This window comes from Streptomyces albus subsp. albus, from assembly GCF_000719865.1.
Lineage (GTDB): Bacteria > Actinomycetota > Actinomycetes > Streptomycetales > Streptomycetaceae > Streptomyces > Streptomyces albus_E.
The window spans coordinates 144,618-164,573 of record NZ_JOID01000011.1 but is presented as its reverse complement, the minus strand read 5'-3'; the positions used below and the strand labels follow the sequence as shown (position 1 = coordinate 164,573).

Annotated in this window: 15 protein-coding genes; 7 read left to right on the top strand and 8 right to left on the bottom strand. The window is 74.0% G+C overall.

The window, feature by feature from the left end; genetic code table 11:
* Positions 1 to 25: 25 nt before the first annotated feature.
* A complete protein-coding gene (glgX, locus tag IF83_RS0113385; RefSeq protein WP_030544373.1) occupies positions 26 to 2,278 on the top strand; it encodes a glycogen debranching protein GlgX in 2,253 nt (750 codons plus the stop codon).
* 127 nt (positions 2,279 to 2,405) lie between these two features.
* Positions 2,406 to 5,012: a malto-oligosyltrehalose synthase gene (gene treY / locus IF83_RS0113380; RefSeq protein WP_078843449.1), complete on the top strand. Its 2,607-nt coding sequence runs from the start codon at positions 2,406 to 2,408 to the stop codon at positions 5,010 to 5,012.
* Positions 5,013 to 5,114: 102 nt separating this feature from the next.
* Here the strand turns inward: treY and IF83_RS0113375 are convergent, their stop codons facing one another.
* Both IF83_RS0113375 and IF83_RS31205 read right to left on the bottom strand, forming a co-directional pair.
* A complete protein-coding gene (locus tag IF83_RS0113375; protein WP_051722742.1) occupies positions 5,115 to 5,684 on the bottom strand; it encodes a DUF1707 and FHA domain-containing protein in 570 nt (189 codons plus the stop codon).
* Positions 5,685 to 6,122: 438 nt separating this feature from the next.
* The gene (locus IF83_RS31205; RefSeq protein WP_051722741.1) at positions 6,123 to 6,734 is read right to left on the bottom strand and encodes a TetR/AcrR family transcriptional regulator; all 612 of its coding nucleotides are present in this window, start codon (positions 6,732 to 6,734) and stop codon (positions 6,123 to 6,125) included.
* Positions 6,735 to 7,023: 289 nt separating this feature from the next.
* Between IF83_RS31205 and IF83_RS0113365 the strand changes: the two genes are divergently transcribed.
* The 3 genes from IF83_RS0113365 to treZ all read left to right on the top strand — a co-directional run bounded on the left by IF83_RS0113365 (position 7,024) and on the right by treZ (position 12,872).
* Positions 7,024 to 9,330, top strand: coding sequence for an MMPL family transporter (locus IF83_RS0113365; RefSeq protein WP_158711043.1), 2,307 nt, complete (start codon positions 7,024 to 7,026; stop codon positions 9,328 to 9,330).
* A 443-nt stretch (positions 9,331 to 9,773) separates the two neighbouring features.
* Complete coding sequence (locus IF83_RS0113360; RefSeq protein WP_030544368.1) at positions 9,774 to 10,706, top strand: GNAT family N-acetyltransferase; 933 nt, start codon at positions 9,774 to 9,776, stop codon at positions 10,704 to 10,706.
* 342 nt (positions 10,707 to 11,048) lie between these two features.
* The gene (gene treZ, locus IF83_RS0113355) at positions 11,049 to 12,872 is read left to right on the top strand and encodes a malto-oligosyltrehalose trehalohydrolase (protein WP_037679868.1); all 1,824 of its coding nucleotides are present in this window, start codon (positions 11,049 to 11,051) and stop codon (positions 12,870 to 12,872) included.
* 258 nt (positions 12,873 to 13,130) lie between these two features.
* Here the strand turns inward: treZ and IF83_RS31200 are convergent, their stop codons facing one another.
* Positions 13,131 to 13,583, bottom strand: coding sequence for a peptidoglycan-binding domain-containing protein (locus tag IF83_RS31200; RefSeq protein ID WP_078843446.1), 453 nt, complete (start codon positions 13,581 to 13,583; stop codon positions 13,131 to 13,133).
* A 146-nt stretch (positions 13,584 to 13,729) separates the two neighbouring features.
* Between IF83_RS31200 and IF83_RS0113345 the strand changes: the two genes are divergently transcribed.
* Entirely contained in the window at positions 13,730 to 14,725 is a 996-nt protein-coding gene (locus tag IF83_RS0113345) for an ArsR/SmtB family transcription factor (protein WP_030544365.1), read from the top strand.
* Positions 14,726 to 15,076: 351 nt separating this feature from the next.
* Here the strand turns inward: IF83_RS0113345 and IF83_RS0113340 are convergent, their stop codons facing one another.
* Positions 15,077 to 15,460 carry a cupin domain-containing protein gene (locus IF83_RS0113340; protein ID WP_030544364.1) on the bottom strand — a complete coding sequence of 128 codons (384 nt, stop codon included), beginning with the start codon at positions 15,458 to 15,460 and terminating at the stop codon, positions 15,077 to 15,079.
* Positions 15,461 to 15,567: 107 nt separating this feature from the next.
* Between IF83_RS0113340 and IF83_RS0113335 the strand changes: the two genes are divergently transcribed.
* A complete protein-coding gene (locus tag IF83_RS0113335; protein WP_051722738.1) occupies positions 15,568 to 16,434 on the top strand; it encodes a helix-turn-helix transcriptional regulator in 867 nt (288 codons plus the stop codon).
* Positions 16,435 to 16,441: 7 nt separating this feature from the next.
* Here the strand turns inward: IF83_RS0113335 and msrB are convergent, their stop codons facing one another.
* The 4 genes from msrB to IF83_RS0113315 form a co-directional block, all read right to left on the bottom strand.
* A complete protein-coding gene (gene msrB / locus IF83_RS0113330; RefSeq protein ID WP_030544362.1) occupies positions 16,442 to 16,849 on the bottom strand; it encodes a peptide-methionine (R)-S-oxide reductase MsrB in 408 nt (135 codons plus the stop codon).
* A 79-nt stretch (positions 16,850 to 16,928) separates the two neighbouring features.
* Complete coding sequence (murC, locus tag IF83_RS0113325) at positions 16,929 to 18,335, bottom strand: UDP-N-acetylmuramate--L-alanine ligase (RefSeq protein ID WP_030544361.1); 1,407 nt, start codon at positions 18,333 to 18,335, stop codon at positions 16,929 to 16,931.
* Positions 18,336 to 18,393: 58 nt separating this feature from the next.
* A complete protein-coding gene (locus tag IF83_RS0113320) occupies positions 18,394 to 18,861 on the bottom strand; it encodes a hypothetical protein (protein ID WP_030544360.1) in 468 nt (155 codons plus the stop codon).
* 159 nt (positions 18,862 to 19,020) lie between these two features.
* Entirely contained in the window at positions 19,021 to 19,845 is an 825-nt protein-coding gene (locus IF83_RS0113315; protein WP_030544359.1) for a pyrimidine reductase family protein, read from the bottom strand.
* Positions 19,846 to 19,956: the final 111 nt, after the last annotated feature.

Below are 19,956 nucleotides of genomic sequence, written 5' to 3'. Positions count from 1 at the left end.
GATCCGGAGTGGAAGAGTCGACATCATGCAGGTCTGGCCCGGACAGCCGTACCCTCTCGGCGCTACGTACGACGGCGCCGGCACCAACTTCGCGGTCTTCTCGGAGGCCGCACGGAGAATCGAGTTGTGCCTGCTGCACGACGACGGTTCGGAGACGGCGGTGGAGCTCCGCGAGTCCGACGCCTTCGTGCGGCACGCCTACCTGCCGGGCATCATGCCGGGCCAGCGGTACGGCTTCCGGGTCCACGGCCCGTACGATCCCGGGCGCGGCCACCGCTGCAACTCGGCCAAACTGCTGCTCGACCCCTACGCCAAGGCGATGAGCGGCAGCATCGACTGGAACGAGGCCGTCTACGGCTACCACTTCGGCAAGCCGCACGAGCGGAACGACCTCGACTCGGCGCCGCACACGATGGCGTCGGTCGTCATCAACCCCTACTTCGACTGGGGCGACGACCGGCCGCCCCGCACGGACTACCACCGCACCGTGCTCTACGAGGCCCACGTCAAGGGCCTGACGATGCTGCACCCGGCGCTGCCGGAGGAGCTCCGCGGCACCTACGCCGGACTGGCGCACCCCGCGATCATCGAGCATCTGACCGAGCTGGGGGTGACGGCGCTCGAACTGATGCCCGTACATCAGTTCGTCCACGACCACCGGCTGGTCGATGTCGGGCTGGCCAACTACTGGGGCTACAACACCATCGGTTTCTTCGCCCCGCACAACGCCTACGCCTCCTGGGGCGACCGGGGCCAGCAGGTGCTGGAGTTCAAGTCGGCGGTGCGGGCGCTCCACCAGGCCGGCATCGAGGTGATCCTCGACGTCGTCTACAACCACACGGCCGAGGGGAACCACCTGGGCCCGACGCTCTCCTTCCGCGGCCTGGACAACGCCTCGTACTACCGGCTGACGGAGGACCCGACCTACTACATGGACACCACGGGCACCGGCAACTCCCTGCTGATGCGCAGCCCGCACGTGCTCCAGCTGATCATGGACTCGCTGCGCTACTGGGTGACCGAGATGCGGGTGGACGGCTTCCGCTTCGATCTCGCCGCGACCCTGGCCCGTCAGTTCCACGAGGTGGACCGGCTGTCGTCGTTCTTCGACCTGGTCCAGCAGGACCCGGTGGTCAGCCAGGTGAAGCTGATCGCCGAGCCCTGGGACGTCGGCGAGGGCGGCTACCAGGTCGGCAACTTCCCGCCGCTGTGGACCGAGTGGAACGGCATGTACCGGGACACCGTGCGCGATCTGTGGCGCGGCGAGCCGCGCACGCTGGCGGAGTTCGCCTCCCGGCTCACCGGCTCCTCCGATCTCTACCAGGACGACGGCCGGCGGCCGCTCGCCTCGGTCAACTTCGTCACCTGCCACGACGGCTTCACCCTGCGCGACCTGGTCAGTTACGACCGCAAGCACAACGAGGCCAACGGCGAGGGCAACCGGGACGGCGAGTCGCACAACCGGTCCTGGAACTGCGGGGCGGAGGGGCCGACCGACGACCCGGGCGTGCTGGCCCTGCGCTCCCGGCAGCAGCGGAACTTCATCGCCACCCTGATGCTCTCCCAGGGCGTGCCGATGCTCAGCCACGGTGACGAGTTCGGGCGCACGCAGGCCGGCAACAACAACGCCTACTGCCAGGACAACGCGCTGGCCTGGGTGCACTGGCCGGCCCGCGGCGACGGCGAGGGGGGCGGAAGCGCGGACGCGGAGGAGGCCGCCGGCGGCCGGGCGGCCGGAAGGCGCGGCGGCGGACGCGGCGGGCGCGGCGGGGGCGGGGAGCGCGGCGGCCGGCGGCGGCGCACCGCCGAGGAGGGCACCGACCGGGAGCTGCTGGAGTTCACCCGTTCGATGGTGTGGCTCCGGCGCGACCACCCGGTGTTCCGGCGGCGCCGCTTCTTCCACGGCCGGCCGGTCGAGGGCACGCACGACGAGCTCTCCGACATCGCCTGGTTCACCCCGGACGGCGAGGAGATGACCCAGCGGGACTGGCAGGCGGCGCACGCGAAGTCCCTCACCGTCTTCCTCAACGGCAGCGCGATCTCCGAGCCGGGCCCGCGCGGCGAGCGGATCCGGGACGACTCCTTCCTGCTGCTGTTCAACGCCGGGGACACGACGCTCGACTTCACCGTCCCCGTCAACCACGGGCTGCAGTGGCAGGTCATCGTCGACACGGCGCTCCCGGGCGGTGTCGAGCCGGGGACGGGGCGGAAGGTCAAGGCCGGGGACCGGCTCACCCTCATCGACCGCAGCCTGACGGTGCTCCAGCGGCCGGCCTGAGCCGTCGCCGGACCCGGCCGGTCCACGCCTGCTCACCCGGACGGCGCAACGGGCCGGGGTGGTCCGGGGTGGCCCGGATGCGCCGTTCAGCAGGCACGGCAGGCGTCCGTCCGGGTACATCCTTGCCATGACTTCCGAGCCGCTCGCGCCGCCCCCGGAACCGTCCGCCACCGCGCACGCCGGCGAGAAGACCGCGCCGGGCGCCCCACCGTCCGCCGCGGCCGGCGCCGTGCCGACCGCGACCTACCGGCTGCAGATCCAGCCGGACTTCCCCTTCGCCGCGGCCGAGGCCGCCGTGCCCCATCTCGCCGCGCTCGGCGTCTCCCATCTGCATCTCTCGCCCGTGCTGGAGGCCGTACCGGGCTCCGGCCACGGCTACGACGTGGTGGACCACTCCGCCGTGCGGGCCGAGCTGGGCGGCGAGGCGGGGCTGCGGCGGCTGGCGGCCACCGCGCGCACCCACGGGATGGGCATCGTCCTGGACATCGTGCCGAACCACATGGCCGTCCCCGTGCCGGAGCGGCTGAACCGGGCGCTGTGGAGCGTGCTGCGCGACGGGCCCGGCTCGCCCTACGCCCGCTGGTTCGACATCGACTGGGAGGCCGGGGCCCCGGGCGCCCCCGGCGCGCGTCGCGGGCGGATACTCCTGCCGGTCCTCGGCGGCCGGCTGGACCGGGAACTGCGGCACTTCCGGCTCGAACGGGAGGACGGGGCGGAGAGCGGGGCGGGAAGCGGGGCGGAGGGCACGGCGGGCGCCGGGGCGGCGAGCGGGGAGGGCGCCGGGTATGTGCTGCGCTATTTCGATCACGTGTTCCCCGTGCGGCCGGGGACGGAGCGGCTGCCGCTGCCCGAGCTGGTGGCCGCCCAGTGGTACCGGCCGGCCTGGTGGCGGCTGGCCCGCACGGAGCTCAACTACCGGCGGTTCTTCACCATTTCGGGGCTGATCGGGGTGCGGGTGCAGGACCCGGCCGTGTTCGGCGCCACCCACGCGACCGTGCTGCGGCTGCTGCGCGACGGGGTCGTCCAGGGCCTGCGCGTCGACCACCCGGACGGGCTGGCCGACCCGGAGGGCTATCTGCGGCGGCTCCGGGACGCCTCCGGCGGCTGCTGGACGGTGGTGGAGAAGATCCTGACCGGCGAGGAGGAGCTGCCGGGGAGCTGGCCCGTCGCGGGCACCACCGGGTACGACGCGCTGCGCCGGGCCGACGGCCTGTTCACGGACCCCGCAGGCGCCCGCGAACTCGACGCGCTGCACCGGGAGTTCACCGGCGCCCCCGCCGATCTGGGCGGCGAGTGGACGGCCACGGCCGCGCGGGCCGCGCGCGAGGTGGTGGAGCACGAGCTGGCCGCCGAGGTGGCGGCGCTGACCCGCGCGGCCGCACGGATCTGCGAGACGGCGCCCGCCCCGCCCGACCACGCCCCCTGGGCGCTGCGCACCGCGATCCGGGAACTGCTGCTGCGCGTCCCCGTCTACCGGCCGTACACGGCCCCGGGGAAGGCCGTGCCGGAGCGGGACGCGGCGATGCTCCGGCAGGCCGCCGAGGGGGCGCGGGCCGCCTTCGCCGTACCGGAGGAGGCCGAGGCGGTGGACCTGGTGCGCGAGCTGGCGCTCGGCACCGCCGGGGACTCCGCGGACCACCGGGAGTTCTGCGCGCGGTTCGCCCAGACCTCCTCCGCGCTGCGCGCCAAGTCGGCCGAGGACACCGCCTTCTACCGCTACACGCCCCTGCTGTCGGCGGCGGAGGTGGGCGGCGAGCCGGACCGGCCGGGCGTGTCCCCGGAGGAGTTCCACGCCTTCTGCGCGCGGCTGCAGCGCGACTGGCCGGAGACGGGCACCGCGCTGTCCACGCACGACACCAAGCGCAGCGCGGACGTCCGGGCGCGCATCGCGCTGCTGTCGGAGGCGCCCCTGGAGTGGGCGGAACTGGTGGAGCGGCTGACCAAGGAGACGGCGCGCGCGAGCGGCGCGGGCGTGCCGGACGCCCAGCTGGCGTGGACCGCCTGGCAGACCGCCTTCGGCCTCGGCTACGGGCTGTCCGGGCCGCTGCCGGCAAAGCGGCTGGTCCCGGCCGTGCTGAAGTCCGCCCGGGAGGCGGGGCTGCGGACCACCTGGACCGAGCCGGACCCGGCGTACGAGGACGCCGTACGGGCGTTCACGGAGGCGGGCCCCTGCGGGCCGCCGCACCCGGCGGCCGCGGCCTTCGCCCGCGCGCTGGGCGCGCACGCCCGCGCGAACATCCTCGGCGGCGCCCTCGTCCATCTGACGATGCCGGGCGTCCCCGACGTCTACCAGGGCACCGAATGGGAGTTCAGGGCGCTGGTCGACCCGGACAACCGGCCGCCGTACCGTCCGCGCCCGGAGACGCTGGCGGGCCTCGACGAGGGGCGGCCGCCGCAGAGTCTGCCGGAGGAGAAGCTGCGGCTCACCGCCGCCGCCCTCCGGCTGCGCCGGGAGCACCCGGACTGGTTCGGCCGCGCCGGCTCGTATGACCCGCTGGCCGCGGAGGGCCCGGCGGCGGAGCACTGCGTGGCCTTCGGCCGCTCCGGGCGGGCGGTCACGGTCGTGACGCGGCTGTCCCGGCTGCTGGAGCGTTCGGGCGGCTGGCGGACGACGGGGCTGCCACTGCCCCCGGGCCGCTGGCGGGACCGGCTGACCGGGGCGGAGGCCGAGGGGACGGTGGCTCTCGCGGAGTTGCTGGACCGGTGGCCGGTGGCGCTGCTGATCCGCGTGTGAGCAGCCGGGGCGGCGTGCCGGTGCGGCCGGGGCTTCCCCCGGGGGGGCTGACCGGGCGCGGCCCGGTCAGGGGGCGCCGCCGGGCCGGATGCCGCTGACCCGTCAGCGGGAGGCGAGGCGGAAGCTGAGGCGGCCGAAGCTGACCTGGTCGCCGGGGTGCACGACGGCCGTGTCCGTGACCCGGCGGCCGTTGACGCAGGTGCCGTTGGCCGAGCCGAGGTCACGCAGGATCCAGATCCCGCCGCGTGAGACCAGCTCGGCGTGGAAGCGGGAGACGGTCTCGTCGCCGAGCCGCAGGCCGTTGGCCGGTTCCCGGCCTATGCGCAGGGGCTGCGGGCCCGGCTCGGGGAGCAGCAGCCGGGGCAGCCGCTCGGTCTGCCAGGCCCGGCGCAGCCGCAGGGTGAAGGAGGAGACGGCCGCCACCGAGCCGAACACGGCACGGGACCAGCGGCTTTCGTGGGGCAGATCCGCGGTGAGGGCGCGCAGTTCGTCGTGGCCGCGCGCCGCGAGGGCGAGCTCCATGCGCCGCAGGAAGGTGTCCTGGGACAGCCGTCCCTCCGCGGCGCCCTCCCGGAGACGGCTGATCGCCCGGTCCCGGTCGGCGTCCGACACCCGGGCGGGGCCTCGCGGGACGGGGCCCGGCCAGGGCTGGAGCTCGTGGGAGGAGGTCACGGGTCCGATTGTCCGATCACGGGCCCCGGCATGTCCAGTGCGCTGTGTACCAGGACCGTACCGGCCGGGGCGGCCCGGCGGCCGGGCCGCCGCGGGCAGGGTCCCGGTCCGGGGCAGCTCAGGGCCGGGACGGCTCGGTGACGGGCCGGCTCCCGCACGGGCCGGCTTCGGGCCGGAGCAACTCCCGTCCGGCCGACTCCCGTTCGGCCGACTCCTTTTCGGCCGACTCCTTTTCGGCCGACTCCCGTCCGGTCAGCCCCCGTCCGGTCAGCTCCCGTCCGGTCAGCTCCGGGCCGGGCCGCTTCCGTCGGGGTCAACTCCCGTCTCGGGCCGGCTCCGTGCCGGGTCAGATCCCGTCCCGGGCCGCTCCGGGCCGGCTCCCGTCCGCTTCAACTCCCGCATCGGTTCGGTTCCGGACCGGGTCGACTCCGGACCGGGTCAACTCCCGTCCGGGGCGGCGATGCCGTGGAAGGCCAGGCCGAGGAGCAGCCGCACCTGGCCGGGGGCGTCCTCGCAGCGCCGCTCCGCCCAGTCCCGCATGGCGGCCTCGTAGGCCCGTCCCACATGGGCGGCGAGGAGGGGGGCGGGCACGTCGGCGCGGAGCACGCCCGCGCCGGCCGCCTCGGCGAGCATGCCCTCCACCGTGTCCAGCACCGGCGGCCGCGCGCCCTCGCCGAGCAGCGCGGCGTGGCGGATGGGCAGGGTGTAGACGAAGCGGGCGAGCACTTCGTCCCGCAGCATGCGCTCGGCCGTCGCGACGAGCAGGTCCTCCACACGCTCCAGGGTGCGGTCGGTACCGCCCGGCGGGGCGGGGACGGGCTCGCGGCCGAGGAGCCGGGCGAACAGTTCGGCGAGGATCTCCTCCCGCTCGGAGAAGTACTTGTAGAACGTGGCCCGGGAGATCCCCGCCTCGGTGGCGATGTCCTCGACCCTGACCCCGATGTACCCGCGCTCGGAGAACAGCCGCAGCGCCGTCTCCACCACGACATCGCGGGCCTTCTCCCGCCGTTCGGCCCGGGGGCTGCCGAATCCGGGTGGCCGTACGGTCATCGTTCCTCCTGTTTCGCCGGTCGCGCGGCCGGGGCGGGTGCCGTCGGTGGCCCGCCGGCCGTGCTCGCCCCCGATCTTCCTCGGCGGCACGCTCCCTCCGCAACGCCGGTCCCGCGAGCCCGTGCCGCGCCCGCCGCGCCCGGCTCCGCGTCCTCTCCCCCTTCCTCGTCTTCCCTCTCGCACCCAGGCACATGTTTGCCACCTGTGTAGACACGTGTTTACTCTAGCGTCAAGGCACATGTCGCGGAGTGGTCCGGCCCCCCGCACGCCCTGACCCATGGAGGCTGACGTGCTCTCTGCCCTGGCTCGTTTCTCGGTGCGGCACCGATGGCTGGTGATCGCCCTCTGGCTGCTGGCGGTGGCCGGCGCCGGCCTCGCCGCGCGCGGCGCGGGCGGCGAGTTCAGCAATGACCTCACGCTGAGCGACTCCGACTCCCAGGCCGCGTACGACACCCTCCGCGAGCGCTACCCGGACATGTCCGGGGACGGCATGCAGGTGGTGATCCACACCGGCGGGAACGGCCGGGACGGCGGCGGGGACGTGACCTCGCCGGAGGTGAAGGCCGCCGTCGCGGACGCCCTCACGGAGGTGCGCGACGCGGACGGCGTGGCCGCGGCACAGTCCCCGTACGGCCCGGGCCCGGCCATGGTCTCGGAGGACGGACGGACCGCGATGGCCACCGTGCGGTTCGAGGAGCGCGCCAAGGACGTGCCCGCGGAGTCGGTGGACGCCGCGCAGGAGGCGTTCGCCCCGGTGCGGGACGCGGGCGCGGAGGTCGAGTTCGGCGGTGCCGTGCTCCAGGCCGAGAGCGGCCCGTCCGGCAGCGAGGCGATCGGCCTGGCCGCCGCGGTACTGGTGCTCCTGGTGGCCTTCGGCTCGGTCTTCGCCATGGTGGTGCCGCTGGTGACGGCGCTGTTCGCGCTCGCCCTGGGGCTGTCGGCCGTGCATCTGGCCGCCGGTCTCACCACCATCGGCACCTCCGGGCCCGTGGTCGCCGCCATGATCGGCCTCGGCGTGGGCATCGACTACGCGCTGCTGGTCGTGACCCGCCACCGCGAGCACCTGCGCGCCGGGCACCCCCCGGCCGAGTCGATCCCGCTGGCGCTGTCCACGGCCGGGCGGTCCGTGCTGGTGGCGGGGGCCACGGTGATCGTGGCCATCCTCAGCCTCTATCTGATCGGCATTCCCTTCGTGTCGGCCCTCGGCCTGGCCAGCGCCCTCACGGTGGCCGCCACCCTGCTGGCGGCGGTCACCCTGCTGCCGGCGCTGCTGGCGGTCTTCGGGGACCGGCTGGACCGGTTCCGCGTCCGGCGGCTCCGCTTCGACCACGGCGGCGGCCGGGCGAGCGGCTGGCACCGCTGGACCGCCCACATCCAGCGGCACCCCTGGCCGTACCTGCTGGCCTCGACGGTCACCCTCGTCGCCCTGGCCCTGCCCCTGTTCTCCCTGCGCCTCGGCACGGCCGACGACGGGTCGGCCCCGGAGGACACCACCCAGCGCCGCGCCTACGAACTGGTCACGGAGGACTTCGGCCCCGGCTGGACGGGCCCCCTCGTCGTCACAGCGGACTTCGGCGCGAACGGTTCCCGGGCGGAGGTGCGGCGGAGCGCCGCGGATCTGCGCACCGAACTGGCGGGCACGGACGGGGTGGCCGAGGTGCGCCCGCCGCGGCTCGACGAGAGCGGGACGACCGCCCTCTACACCGTCGTCCCCGAGGGCTCGCCGGACGAGGAGTCCACCGAGGAGCTGGTGCACCGGCTGCGGGACGACGTACTGCCCGGCGCCGTGGAGGACACGGAGGGCGCCGAGGACACGCAGGCCGCCGAGGCGCACGTCGGCGGCTCCACCGCCACCGCCATCGACCTCGCCGACCGGCTCGGCCGGGAGATGGGCTGGTTCATGACCTTCGTGGTGGGGCTCAGCTTCCTGCTGCTCATGGTCGAATTCCGTTCCCTCGTCCTTCCGTTGAAGGCCGCGGTGATGAACCTGCTGTCCGTGGGCGCCGCCTACGGCGTCGTGGTCGCCGTCTTCCAGTGGGGCTGGGGTGCCGGGCTGCTCGGGGCCGAGCCGGGGCCGGTGGAGTCCTTCGCCCCGATCATGCTCTTCGCGGTGCTCTTCGGGCTCTCGATGGACTACGAGGTGTTCCTGCTCAGCCGGGTCCGCGAGGAGTACCTGCGCACCGGCGACACCGGCGGCTCCGTCCGGGACGGCATCGCCGCCACCGCCCGGGTCATCACGGCCGCGGCCTCGGTCATGGTCGTCGTCTTCGGCAGCTTCCAGCTCAACGACCAGCGGGTCGTCAACCTCTTCGGCTTCGGCCTGGCCGTCGCCATCGCGATCGACGCCACCCTCGTCCGGCTCGTCCTCGTCCCGTCCGTGATGGCGGTGCTGGGCAAGGCCGCCTGGTGGATGCCGCGCCCGCTGCTGCGGCTGCTGCCGCGACTGCCGGGTGAGGCGGCGGCCGGGGGCGGGGGTCCGGTGGCCGGCGGTTTGCCGGCCGGCCCCGACGGAACTCCGGACGGCGGCGCTTCGCCGGCAGGACGGCCCACGGAGCGCGATCACGAGGACGGACGGGTGCCCGGGACCCGCGCATGACGGACGGGAAGCGGGCCCGGAGGCCCCCGGCGCGGCCCGCTTCCCGTCCGCTTCCCCCTCGGCCGGGACCACGGCCACCCGGGCACCTCACCGGCTGACCGTCCGGGGCGGAGGTCCGTGCACCGGTCGGCGGGCCCAGGGTCCGGAGCGGGACACCGCACGCCGGAGCCGGCCTCGGGCGCGGGCACGGCCGGCCCGGGGAACCGTTCGGCCGGCGCAGCGGCCGGCGCGGCCAGGGCGGTTCGTGCGTCCTGGCGAAAAGCGTTCGACATCCCCAACCACTGCCGCTAGGTTCGCCGTTGACGCCCGACGACCAGCCGGAAAGGAGGCGAGAGCCGTGCACATCACCGCCATGCCACGCTCCCGCCCCGTCCGCCGGGCGTCCCACGGCTGAGCCGACCGCGCCATCCGGGAGCGTGCACCCCGTTTCCCGGAAGGACCCCATGACCGAGCTGGTCTTCCGCGCGCTCACCGAGAGCGACGCACATCTGTTCACCTCCCTCTCCCACCCCGACACCGGTCTCGTCGGCCGCGAGCTGCTGGGGCACGTCTACCGCACTGTCCGCGAGGGCGGCGAGTACCGCCCCGACTGGACCCGGGTCGCGTTGCGCGACGGCCGCGTCGTGGCGCGCGCCGCCTGGTGGGGAGGCCCCGGCGATACGAAGCCGGTCCTGCTCGACTGGTTCGACTTCGCCGAGGGCGAGGACGAGGCGGCCGCCGAACTCCTGCGCGGCTCTCCCCTGCGGACCGAGTACGAACTGATGCTCCCCACCGGCTGGCGCACCAGCCCGCGGGCACGTGCGGCCGCCGAACGGCGTCTCGGCGCGGCGCGCGCCGCCGGGCTGCGGCTCCTCGTCGAACGCTTCCGCTACGCGTGGACGCCGGACTGCGGCCTGCCCGAGCGGCCGGGACGGCTGCGCTTCCGCGGCGAGCCGGACGACGCCGTGTTCCTGGACGTGCTGCGCCGGATCGCGGAGGGCAGCCTCGACGCCCACACCCGCGACACCGCGGCCCGGCACGGTGCCGAGGCGGCGGCTCAGGAGGATCTCGACTTCTTCCGCTGGTGCCCCTCGCCGCGCGAGTGGTGGCAGCTGGCCCACGCCCCGGACGGCACCCTGGCCGGGGTGCACATCCCCGCCCACAACCCGAGCGGCCCCTGCGTCGGCTTCATCGGGGTGCTGCCGGAGCACCGCGGGAACGGCTACGCGTACGAACTGCTGGCCGAGTGCACGCACAAGCTGGCCGCCGAGGGCGCGGACCGTATCGCCGCCGCGACCGACCAGGGCAACTTCCCCATGGCCGCGGCCTTCGCCAAGGCGGGCTATCCGATCACGCAGGAGCGGATCTGCCTCGTGCCCGCGCCCGCGGACGGCTGACGCGGGGCAGGCCCTGCGGCTCCTGATCCCAGGACCTCATGGCTTCCCGGCCGTCCTCCCCGGCTGCCGCCCCGGTCCCGCGTGGCCGGGGCGGTTCCCCGGCCGGCCGGTGCTCGGCCGGGCAGCAGCCCGGCAGGGAGCGCCGGAACGGCCACGGCTGCCCGTACCGCACAGGCGAGCGGGCGCGGCCAGGAGCTCTCCCATGGCGTCCTGTCCGGACGGACGGCCCGTGCCCTGCTGCGTCCCCGCCCCGGATCGCGCAGCATGGAGGCCCGGCCGTTCCCGGCCGGCGGGGGCGCCGGCGCGCGGCCCCGTACCCGGACACCGGCGGGAGGAGCATCCGTGGACTTCGAGGTGTGGGCACCGCGGGCCGGTGCCGTCGCGCTGCACCTGACGGACGGCAGTGGCACCGGCGGCAGCGGCGGCAGAGGTGACGCCGGTAGCAGCGGTGGCGCCGATCGTGCCGGTGACGCCGTGACCGCCATGGAGCGCGACCCGGCACGCCCCGGCTGGTGGCGGGCCGAGGCACCGGCCGCGGACGGCACCCGCTACGGCTTCTCCGTGGACGGCGGCCCCGTCCGCCCCGACCCGCGCGCCCCCCGGCTGCCGGACGGCCCCGGCGGCCCGGGCGCCGTCGTGGACCACGGCCTGTTCGACTGGCGGCATCCCTGGCACGGCCGGCCGCTGCCCGGAGCCGTGCTGTACGAGCTGCACATCGGCACGTTCACCCCCGAGGGCACCTTCGGCGCGGCCGCCCGGCGGCTGGGCCATCTGGCCGATCTGGGCGTCACCCACGTCGAACTGATGCCCGTCTGCCCGTTCCCCGGCACCCACGGCTGGGGCTACGACGGGGTGGCGCCCTGGGCGGTGCACGAACCGTACGGCGGGCCCGACGGTCTCAAGCGGTTCATCGACGCGGCGCACGGGCACGGGCTCGGCGTCGTCCTGGACGTCGTCCACAACCACCTCGGCCCCTCCGGCAACCATCTCCCGGAATTCGGCCCGTACTTCACGGAGCGCCACCACACCCCGTGGGGCGCGGCCGTCAATCTGGATGCCCCCGGCTCCGACGAGGTCCGCGCGTACTTCACCGGCAGCGCCCTGTCCTGGCTGCGCGACTACCGCGCCGACGGCCTGCGGCTCGACGCCGTGCACGCCCTGCGCGACGACCGGGCCCGGCACTTCCTCGCCGAGCTCTCCGCCGCGGTGGACGCGCTGGCCGTCCGGACCGGCCGGCCGCTCTTCCTGATCGCCGAGTCGGACGTCAACGACCCGCGCACCACGGCGCCCCGCGCGGCGGGCGGCCACGGGGTGCACGCCCAGTGGAACGACGACTTCCACCACGCCCTGCACACCGCGCTCACTGGCGAACGGCAGGGCTACTACGCCGACTTCGCCGAGGACCCGCTGCACGCCCTGGCCAAGACCCTCACCGGCGGCTTCTTCCACGACGGCGGCTGGTCCAGCTTCCGGGAGCGCTCGCACGGCGCCCCGCTCGACCCGCGCACCACCCCGGCGCACCGGCTGCTGGCCTACGCCCAGACCCACGACCAGATCGGCAACCGCGCCCTCGGCGACCGGCTCGCCGCCGGCCTCTCCCCCGGGCTGCTGGCCTGCGCCGCCGCGCTCGTACTCACCTCCCCGTACACGCCGATGCTTTTCATGGGCGAGGAGTGGGGCGCGCGCACGCCCTGGCAGTACTTCACCGACCACCCGGACCCGGAGCTGGCGGAAGCCGTACGGCGCGGCCGGCGGCGGGAGTTCGCCTCGCACGGCTGGGCGGAGGACGACATCCCCGACCCGCAGGACCCGGCCACCCGCGGGCGCAGCTGCCTGGACTGGGACGAGCCGGGCCGCGATCCGCACACCCGGCTGCTGGCCTGGCACCGCGAGCTGATCGCGCTCCGCCGCGCGCTGCCGGAGCCGGCCGCCGGCCCCTGCCTGGACGGCACGCGGGTCACCTACGACGGCGCGGAACGCTGGCTGTGCGCCGCCCGGGGCGCGCTGCGCACCGTGGTGAACCTGTCGCCGGGTCGTGAGGCCCGCGTGCCCGCCGACGCCCCGCACGCCCGGGTGCTGGCGGCATGGGGCGACTGCGGGGCCCCGGGCGCCGACGGGGTGGTGCGGCTGCCCCCGGAGTCGGCGGCGGTCCTGGCCGTGCCCTGACGCCGCGCGACCGCTTGGGGGGCCGTGCGGGGATCGGTCCGGATCCCGAGCGGCCCGTCCAAGGACGCGGGCACGGGCCCCGTTGTGGTCATCCGGATTCGACACCCGTGATCATCTGGCCCGGCCTGCATCCGCGTCGGCCAGGCCTCGCCTGATCCTCAAACACGGGAAGACCCGGTCGAGCGGATAGGGATCATTCCCCCCGCGTGCTCGGAGGACGCGCCCCGCATCTGGTGTGCGGGGCCTGCACCTCAGGGTTCAGATGCGCCTGCATGTCTTGGTCCACGTGTGGAAGCTGGAGTAGTACCGCGGCCACTTGATGCTCTTCCGTGTCACCCACCCGTACAGTCCGTCGTCATCGATCCCCTCCTGACGCTGAGCGTACGCAAGGGCTGACTTGGTCTGGCTGCCATACTGGCCGTCGATGGCGATGTCCCGCTTGTAGCACTTCACCAGGGCGTGCTGGAGTGCGTAGACCTCGCTCCCGGAGAAGCCGGGACCCATGTAGCAGGTCGTCAGGCCACCGGTGTACGAGGGCAGCTTGAGATGGGTCCTCTGGTTGTTGTAGTTGCCCGCAGCCCACTGGTGGGTGGTGTTGCAGTTCGGCGTAGCCGCAGCAGCGGGCGTTGACGTGGCGACCACGCCCACACCGCCCAGAAGCCCCATGCCCATCACGAATCCAGCAACACTGCGCAAGGTTTGACGCTTCATCTACTCAAGACCTCCTCATGTCGTCCGGGGCGCCGCCGAGGACCGCGATCCTCGCGCCGCGTTGAACCCGAGCATCCCGTGCGCGAGCATGGCCGGCCAGAGTCCTTGGCTCTGCCGGAAAAGCCCAGGTCACAAGGGGGAACAGAATGCTCCGGATCCACTTCAACGATGCCGACCTGAGCCGGACGCGTATTGCGGCCGCACCGGATCCACTGTGGGAAATCTGCATGAGCCTCCACCGTTTCCAGTCCCGCCAGGGTCGTTGGGCCCATGCGGAGTGGCATCGCACGGCCCGGACCCGCCTGCATGCCACAGGGTTCAGCCACACCGTGCGCACCTTTTTGTTACCGTTGGTCCCTCGCGCCGTCTATTTTCCCGATTTCCTCACCCCTCCCGAGGGCGCCGAAGGGCTCGACACCGGTCTTGAGGCCATCCTTCGTACGCCGCGACGCCGGGTCCTGCACGAGATGAGCATCCTCGACCGCACCAGCGGCGCCCCCGCTTGGGCGGCCCGCCTGGCCGAGCCGGACATGCGCAAGCAACTGGTACGAGCCCTGCGCGCCTACTACAACACCGTCATCGCTCCGTACGGCGACCGCATCGAAGCCCGCGTCGAAGCAGAGCGGGCCGCGCGCGCTCGCGCCGTGGTCGATCACGGAACCGAGGGGATCCTGCGGAGCCTGGGGCCCGGTCTTCGATGGCGGCGCCCGGTCCTGCACACGGACTATCCCGAGGACCGCGACCTGTACCTCAGCGGCCGCGGACTCCTTCTGGTCCCGTCCTACTTCTGCTGGGGAAACCCTGTGACCTTCGGCGACACAACGCTGGCCCCTGTCCTGCTCTACCCGCTCAATCACGAGCCCCACTGCTCGGCGCTTCCGGAAGACCTCGGCTCCAGCGTGCCCCTGGCGGCCCTTCTCGGGCGTACCCGGGCGGCGGTCCTGCGCGCCGTTGCCGCTGGAGCCACCACCGGGGAACTCGCCCGGACGGTGGGGGTCTCGGCGTCATCGGCCAGCCAGCACGCCACCACCTTGCGCGATGCCGGCCTCATCGTCAGCCACCGGCACACCACATCCGTGCTCCATACACTCACCCCGCTCGGAGCCTCACTCCTGCGTGCCGGCACACCAACGTCGCCATGAACGGGATGAAGGCGCTGTCCGAGACCGAGCCCCGAGGAACACGTTGAGGGTCCGCTCCCCGGTTCCGCTCCCCGGTTCAGGAGGACGAAGACGGTCGAACCCGGGCGTGGCAGGGTAGGGAGCCGTGCAGCACGGGGAGCCGGAGGCAAGGAGAGCGAAGACGAGGGGCCGGGAGCGGGCCACTCCAACATAAGGTTCAGCCGGCTGTCGGTGAGGACCTCGACCAGGCTGTCGCGGTCGATCTGCCAGCAGGGCCCCGGCATCGGCGTGATCCGGCGGGACGCCCCCGGCCCGCGGTGCCGGGCTCGGCGATCCCGTGGACAGCGCGGGGACGGCGGCCGGCGCCGCTCCTCAGCCGAGGATTTCGGCCGCCTTGGTCATCGGCCCTCCCGCGCCACCGGTGTTGAGCGTTCCCGCCGGTTCGAACAACAGGATCGCGGTCTCCTCGTCCGCCAGGGGGCAGTGCTCGACCCCGCGGGGCACCACGAACAGTTCGCCGGGCCGCAGCACCACAGCGCCGTCCCTGCCGCCTTCCCTGAGCCGGATGGTCAGCCGTCCGCCGATGACGAGGAACAGCTCATCGGTGTCCTCGTGGGTGTGCCAGACGAACTCCCCCTTGAGCTTGGCCAGCTTGACCTCGTAGTCGTTGAGCGCGGCCACCTTCTTCTGCGTCCACAACTCGCTGAACCGCGAGAGTTTGTCGGCGAGGTTGACAGGAACTGCTGACACGGACATAGGGCACCCCTTCTCGCGGCCGGCCACCGGGAGTGGCCGCTCCGGCCCTCCGGCCGGGGTCACGAGACTGCCGTCTCCGGGCTCCGCCGGTCTTGTACGTTGCTGGCATGCCTGGCACGGGGTCCGACCGCACCCGCACCTCCGTCAGAGCCTGGAGGCCGCCGGTCCCCGGGATCGCCGAGGTCTTCCACGCGCACTTCACCGACCACGCCTATCCCGCCCACACCCACGACACCTGGGATCTGATGATCCTCGACGACGGCTCGGTGGACTTCGCGCTCGACCGCCGCCGCCACGGGGCGGCCGGCCGCGCAGCCGTTCTCCTGCTGCCGCCCGGCGTCCCCCATGACGGCCGGACGGTCACCCCGTCCGGCTTCCGCAAGCGCAACCTGTACCTCGACACCTCCGTGCTGCCGCGGCGTCTGACGGGCCGTGCGGTGGACGCTCCGGTCATCGGCGACGCGCTGTTACGCCACCGGATCGAGCAGTTGCACGCCGCACTCGCCCGCGCCGGGGACGAGTTCGAGGCCGAGTCCCGCCTGGCGTTCATCCGGGAACGGCTCCACTTCCACCTCGCGGCCCGCCGGCCCCGCCCGCCGGAGCGTGAGGCGAACCGGCTCGCCACCGGGCTGCGGGAACTCCTGGACGCCCGGATCACGGCCGGCCTCTCCCTCCAGGACGCCGCTGCCACCCTGCACGCCCACCCCACCCATCTGATCCGCTGCTTCAAGCAGACCTACGGCCTGCCGCCGCACACCTATCTCACCGGCAGGCGCATCGAGCGGGCACGCCGTCTCCTCCTCGACGGGCACCGGCCCGCCGACGTCGCCACCGCCGCGGGCTTCCACGATCAGTCCCACCTGAACCGGCACTTCACCCGCCATGTGGGCACCACACCCGCGCGCTACCGGCGCGCCGGCGCTGTCTCCGGGGAGGGCGGCGACGCGGCCGGCCGTGCTCAGCAGCGCGGCTGAACTCGCGTCAGCCCTCGTCCGGAAGCAGCCGCAGGGAGATCGAGTTGATGCAGTACCGCTGGTCCGTCGGCGTCGGGTAGCCCTCGCCCTCGAAGACGTGGCCCAGGTGGGAGCCGCAGCGGGCGCAGCGCACCTCGGTGCGGACCATGCCGTGCGAGCGGTCCTCGATCAGTTCGACGGCGTCCGACTCCTTGGGGTCGTAGAAGGACGGCCAGCCGCAGTGCGACGCGAACTTGGTGTCGGACCGGAAGAGTTCGGCGCCGCAGGCCCGGCAGGAGTAGACGCCGGCGGTCTTGGTGTCGGTGTACTCACCGGTGTACGCGGGTTCGGTGCCCGCCCCGCGGAGCACGGCGTACTCGGCCGGGGACAGCTCCGCGCGCCACTGCTCGTCCGTCTTCTCGATCTCGTACGGCATCTGCGGTCCTCTCCTCGTGTCCTCGCGCGTCCCCGCGCAGGTGCGTGCGGGGCGGCGCCCCGGCCGGCCCGGCCGCGGTTCAGCTCCCCAGGCGGGCCAGGATCTCCGGGCCCAGCTCGGTGACGTCGCCCGCGCCCATGGTGAGAACCAGGTCGCCGGGCCGGGCCATTCCCGCGATCAGCTCCGGCACGGCGTTCATGGAGTGCTCGGCCCGTACGTCGGCGCCCTTGGCGGTGGCCGCGTCGATGATCAGGGCGCTGGTGACGCCGGGGACCGGGTCCTCGCGGGCCGGGTAGATGTCCAGGACCACGGAGGAGTCGGCGAGGGTCAGGGCCTCGCCCATCTCGATGCCCAGCTCCTGGGTGCGGCTGAAGAGATGGGGCTGGAAGACGACGAGGACCCGGCCGTCGCCGGCGCCGCCGCGGATGGCCTCCAGGTCGGCGGCGATCTCGGTGGGGTGGTGGGCGTAGGAGTCGATGACCTGCACGCCGTTCGCGGTGCCCCGGAGCTGGAGGCGGCGCTTGACGCCGGTGTACGAGCCGAGGGCCGAGGCGAGGTTGTGCACCGGCAGGCCGAGCGCGCTGCCGGCGACCAGGGCGGCCACGGCGTTGCCCGCGTAGTGGCGGCCCGGGACGGAGACGGTGAAGGTGATCACGCGGCCGTCGAACAGCACGGTGACCTCGCTGGTCAGTCCGCGCGGCTTGATGGTGACGATGCGGACGTCGGCGTCCTCCGCCTCGCCGTAGGTGACGATCCGCAGATCCCGGCCCGGCGCCCCCTCGGCGGTGATCCGCGCGGTGAGCTCCCGCGCCCCGGCCTGGTCGGCGGAGACGACGAGGGTGCCGCCGGGGCGGATACGGCCGGCGAAGATCTGGAAGGACTCGTAGATCTCTTCCATGGAGGCGTAGTTGGCGTGGTGGTCCAGCTCCACGTTGAGGACCACCGCCACCTCGGGCGCGTACTTGTGGAAGCTGCGGTCGCTCTCGTCCGCCTCGGCCACGAAGATCTCGCCGCTGCCGTGCAGGGCGTTGGAGCCGGGGGCGTCCAGATCGCCGCCGATCGCGTAGGAGGGGTCCCGGCCGAGGGTGGTCAGGGCCACCGCGAGCATGGAGGTGGTGGTGGTCTTGCCGTGGGTGCCGGCGACGGCGATCGGCCGCAGCCCCTCCATCAGCGCGGCGAGGGCGTCGGAGCGGTGGATCACGGGGATGCCGCGTTCGGTGGCCGCCGCCAGCTCCGGGTTGTCGGCGCGGATGGCGCTGGAGACGACCACGCAGCTGGCGTCGGCGGCCAGATGCTCCGCCGCGTGGCCGATGTACACGGTGGCGCCCAGCCCGCGCAGCGCCTCGGCGGTCGCCGAGTGGCGGGCGTCGCTGCCCGCCACGCGCGCCCCGCGCTGGGCGAGGATCTTGGCGATTCCCGACATGCCCGCACCGCCGATGCCGATGAAGTGCGGGCGGTCCATGGCGGACGGGACGGCGGGTGCCATGCGGGTATCTCCTGGGTCGCTGCGGGCCGGCCGGCCCGGGGGTCTGAGCGGCCCCAGCCTATTCGGTGTGGGCGTAGAGCTTGAGCACCGGGACGCCGACCTTGTGCCGGGCGCGGGAGGTCCAGTCGCGGTGGAAGAACTCCTCGACGAGGTGCGGCGCCGTCAGCACGATCACCTCGTCGGCGTGCGTCTGTTCGACGACGCTCTTCAGCAGGTCGAGCGGGTGTTCCTCGACGATCTGCCCGACCGCCTCGGCGCCGGCCGCGCGGAGGGACTCCAGGGAGTGGGCGAGGGCGCGCTCCGCCGGGCCGGCCGCCTCCTCGCCCTCGGGCTCGTCCGCCTCGCGGATGGCCTCCCCCAGTTCGCCGAGGGCCACGTCGTCGAGGGCTCTGAGGAGCCGGTCCTGGTCGCCGTGGGGCTGCATGAGCACGACGAACGCGACGGGTTCGTCCCCGTGGAGCGTGGTGACGAGCTCCACGTCGGCGGGCACCAGCGGCTTCTCGATCATGAGTACGGAGGTGAACACGGCGAGCGCCCTTCTTCCTCTCGGGCCCGCGGGCCCTACGGAAACCATCCTGCCCCGCACTCGCGCGCACGGGGCCTGTCCAGACAAGCCTGTCGTCCAACGGGGTCAGGCGGAACGATATCTTCCGGGAGTTGACCGGCTCCCGGTGCCCGGGCCGGCTCAGCCGTCCGGGCCGCCCGGCCCGTCCGGGCGATCACCCGGCTCCCTGCGGTAGCGGGTGAAGAGGAAGCCGTCCTCCTCCAGGACCGAGGCGAGAGCGAATCGTTCCGGCACGGTGATCGCCGGTCCCTGCATGATGCGCGGCGCTGCCCCGGCGGTGACCACCGGGGCGAGGGTGAAGCACAGTTCGTCGAGCGCGCCGGCCCCGGCGAACTGGCCGAGCAGCCGCGGGCCGCCCTCCGTCAGCTGGCGGGTCAGCCCCCGTTCCGCGAGGACCCGCACGGCCACCGCGGGCTCGACGCCCTCGCCGTGCCCCGCCGTGAGCACCTCCGCGCCCGCCGCACGGGCGCGCCGGACCCGTTCGGGGCGCTCGGCGACGGCAGCCGCGCCGGTGAGGACCAGCGTGGGAACGAGCGGCTCCGTGAAGAGCGGCAGCGTGTAGTCCAGGTCCAGGCTCGCGCTCACCACGGCGATCACCGTGGCGGGCGCCTGGCCGAGGGCGGCCCGGCGGTCGGCGAACGCCTCGCGCGCGCGGGCCGGGCGGTAGCCCTCCTTGCGCACGGTCTCCGCTCCGGCGATCACGACGTCCGCCAGGCCGCGCAGCACCCCGAAGACGCGCATGTCGGCCGGGGAGGAAAGCGGCTGGGACCGTCCGTCGTGGTACGCGGCGCCGTCCAGGGAGGCGACCATGTTGCCCCGCAGCCAGGGCAGCGCGCCGTCCTCCGGATAGGCGTAGGTGTCAGCCAGTTCGCCCAGGCCCCACTCGCGCTCGACGAGCAGGTCCGGGGTGGCGGACTCGGCGGTCAGGGGGAACAGACGTCGCATGGTCAGCAGTCTGTCACGCTCCCCCACGGGGCATTCCGGGGCGCGCGAAGCGCGGTTGCCGCCCGCCGGGAGCCCCGCACCGGGCCGCGCCGGTACCGCGCGGCGGACGGC

Bases quoted from the DNA above. Each gene is read 5' to 3' on its own strand.
- treY (WP_078843449.1), top strand. From the start codon at position 2,406: ATGACTTCCGAGCCGCTCGCGCCGCCCCCGGAACCGTCCGCCACCGCG.
- IF83_RS0113315 (WP_030544359.1), bottom strand. From the start codon at position 19,845: ATGCGACGTCTGTTCCCCCTGACCGCCGAGTCCGCCACCCCGGACCTG.
- IF83_RS31205 (WP_051722741.1), bottom strand. From the start codon at position 6,734: ATGACCGTACGGCCACCCGGATTCGGCAGCCCCCGGGCCGAACGGCGG.
- IF83_RS0113340 (WP_030544364.1), bottom strand. From the start codon at position 15,460: ATGTCCGTGTCAGCAGTTCCTGTCAACCTCGCCGACAAACTCTCGCGG.
- murC (WP_030544361.1), bottom strand. From the start codon at position 18,335: ATGGCACCCGCCGTCCCGTCCGCCATGGACCGCCCGCACTTCATCGGC.
- IF83_RS31200 (WP_078843446.1), bottom strand. From the start codon at position 13,583: ATGAAGCGTCAAACCTTGCGCAGTGTTGCTGGATTCGTGATGGGCATG.
- msrB (WP_030544362.1), bottom strand. From the start codon at position 16,849: ATGCCGTACGAGATCGAGAAGACGGACGAGCAGTGGCGCGCGGAGCTG.
- IF83_RS0113345 (WP_030544365.1), top strand. From the start codon at position 13,730: ATGCTCCGGATCCACTTCAACGATGCCGACCTGAGCCGGACGCGTATT.
- IF83_RS0113360 (WP_030544368.1), top strand. From the start codon at position 9,774: ATGACCGAGCTGGTCTTCCGCGCGCTCACCGAGAGCGACGCACATCTG.
- glgX (WP_030544373.1), top strand. From the start codon at position 26: ATGCAGGTCTGGCCCGGACAGCCGTACCCTCTCGGCGCTACGTACGAC.
- IF83_RS0113335 (WP_051722738.1), top strand. From the start codon at position 15,568: ATGCCTGGCACGGGGTCCGACCGCACCCGCACCTCCGTCAGAGCCTGG.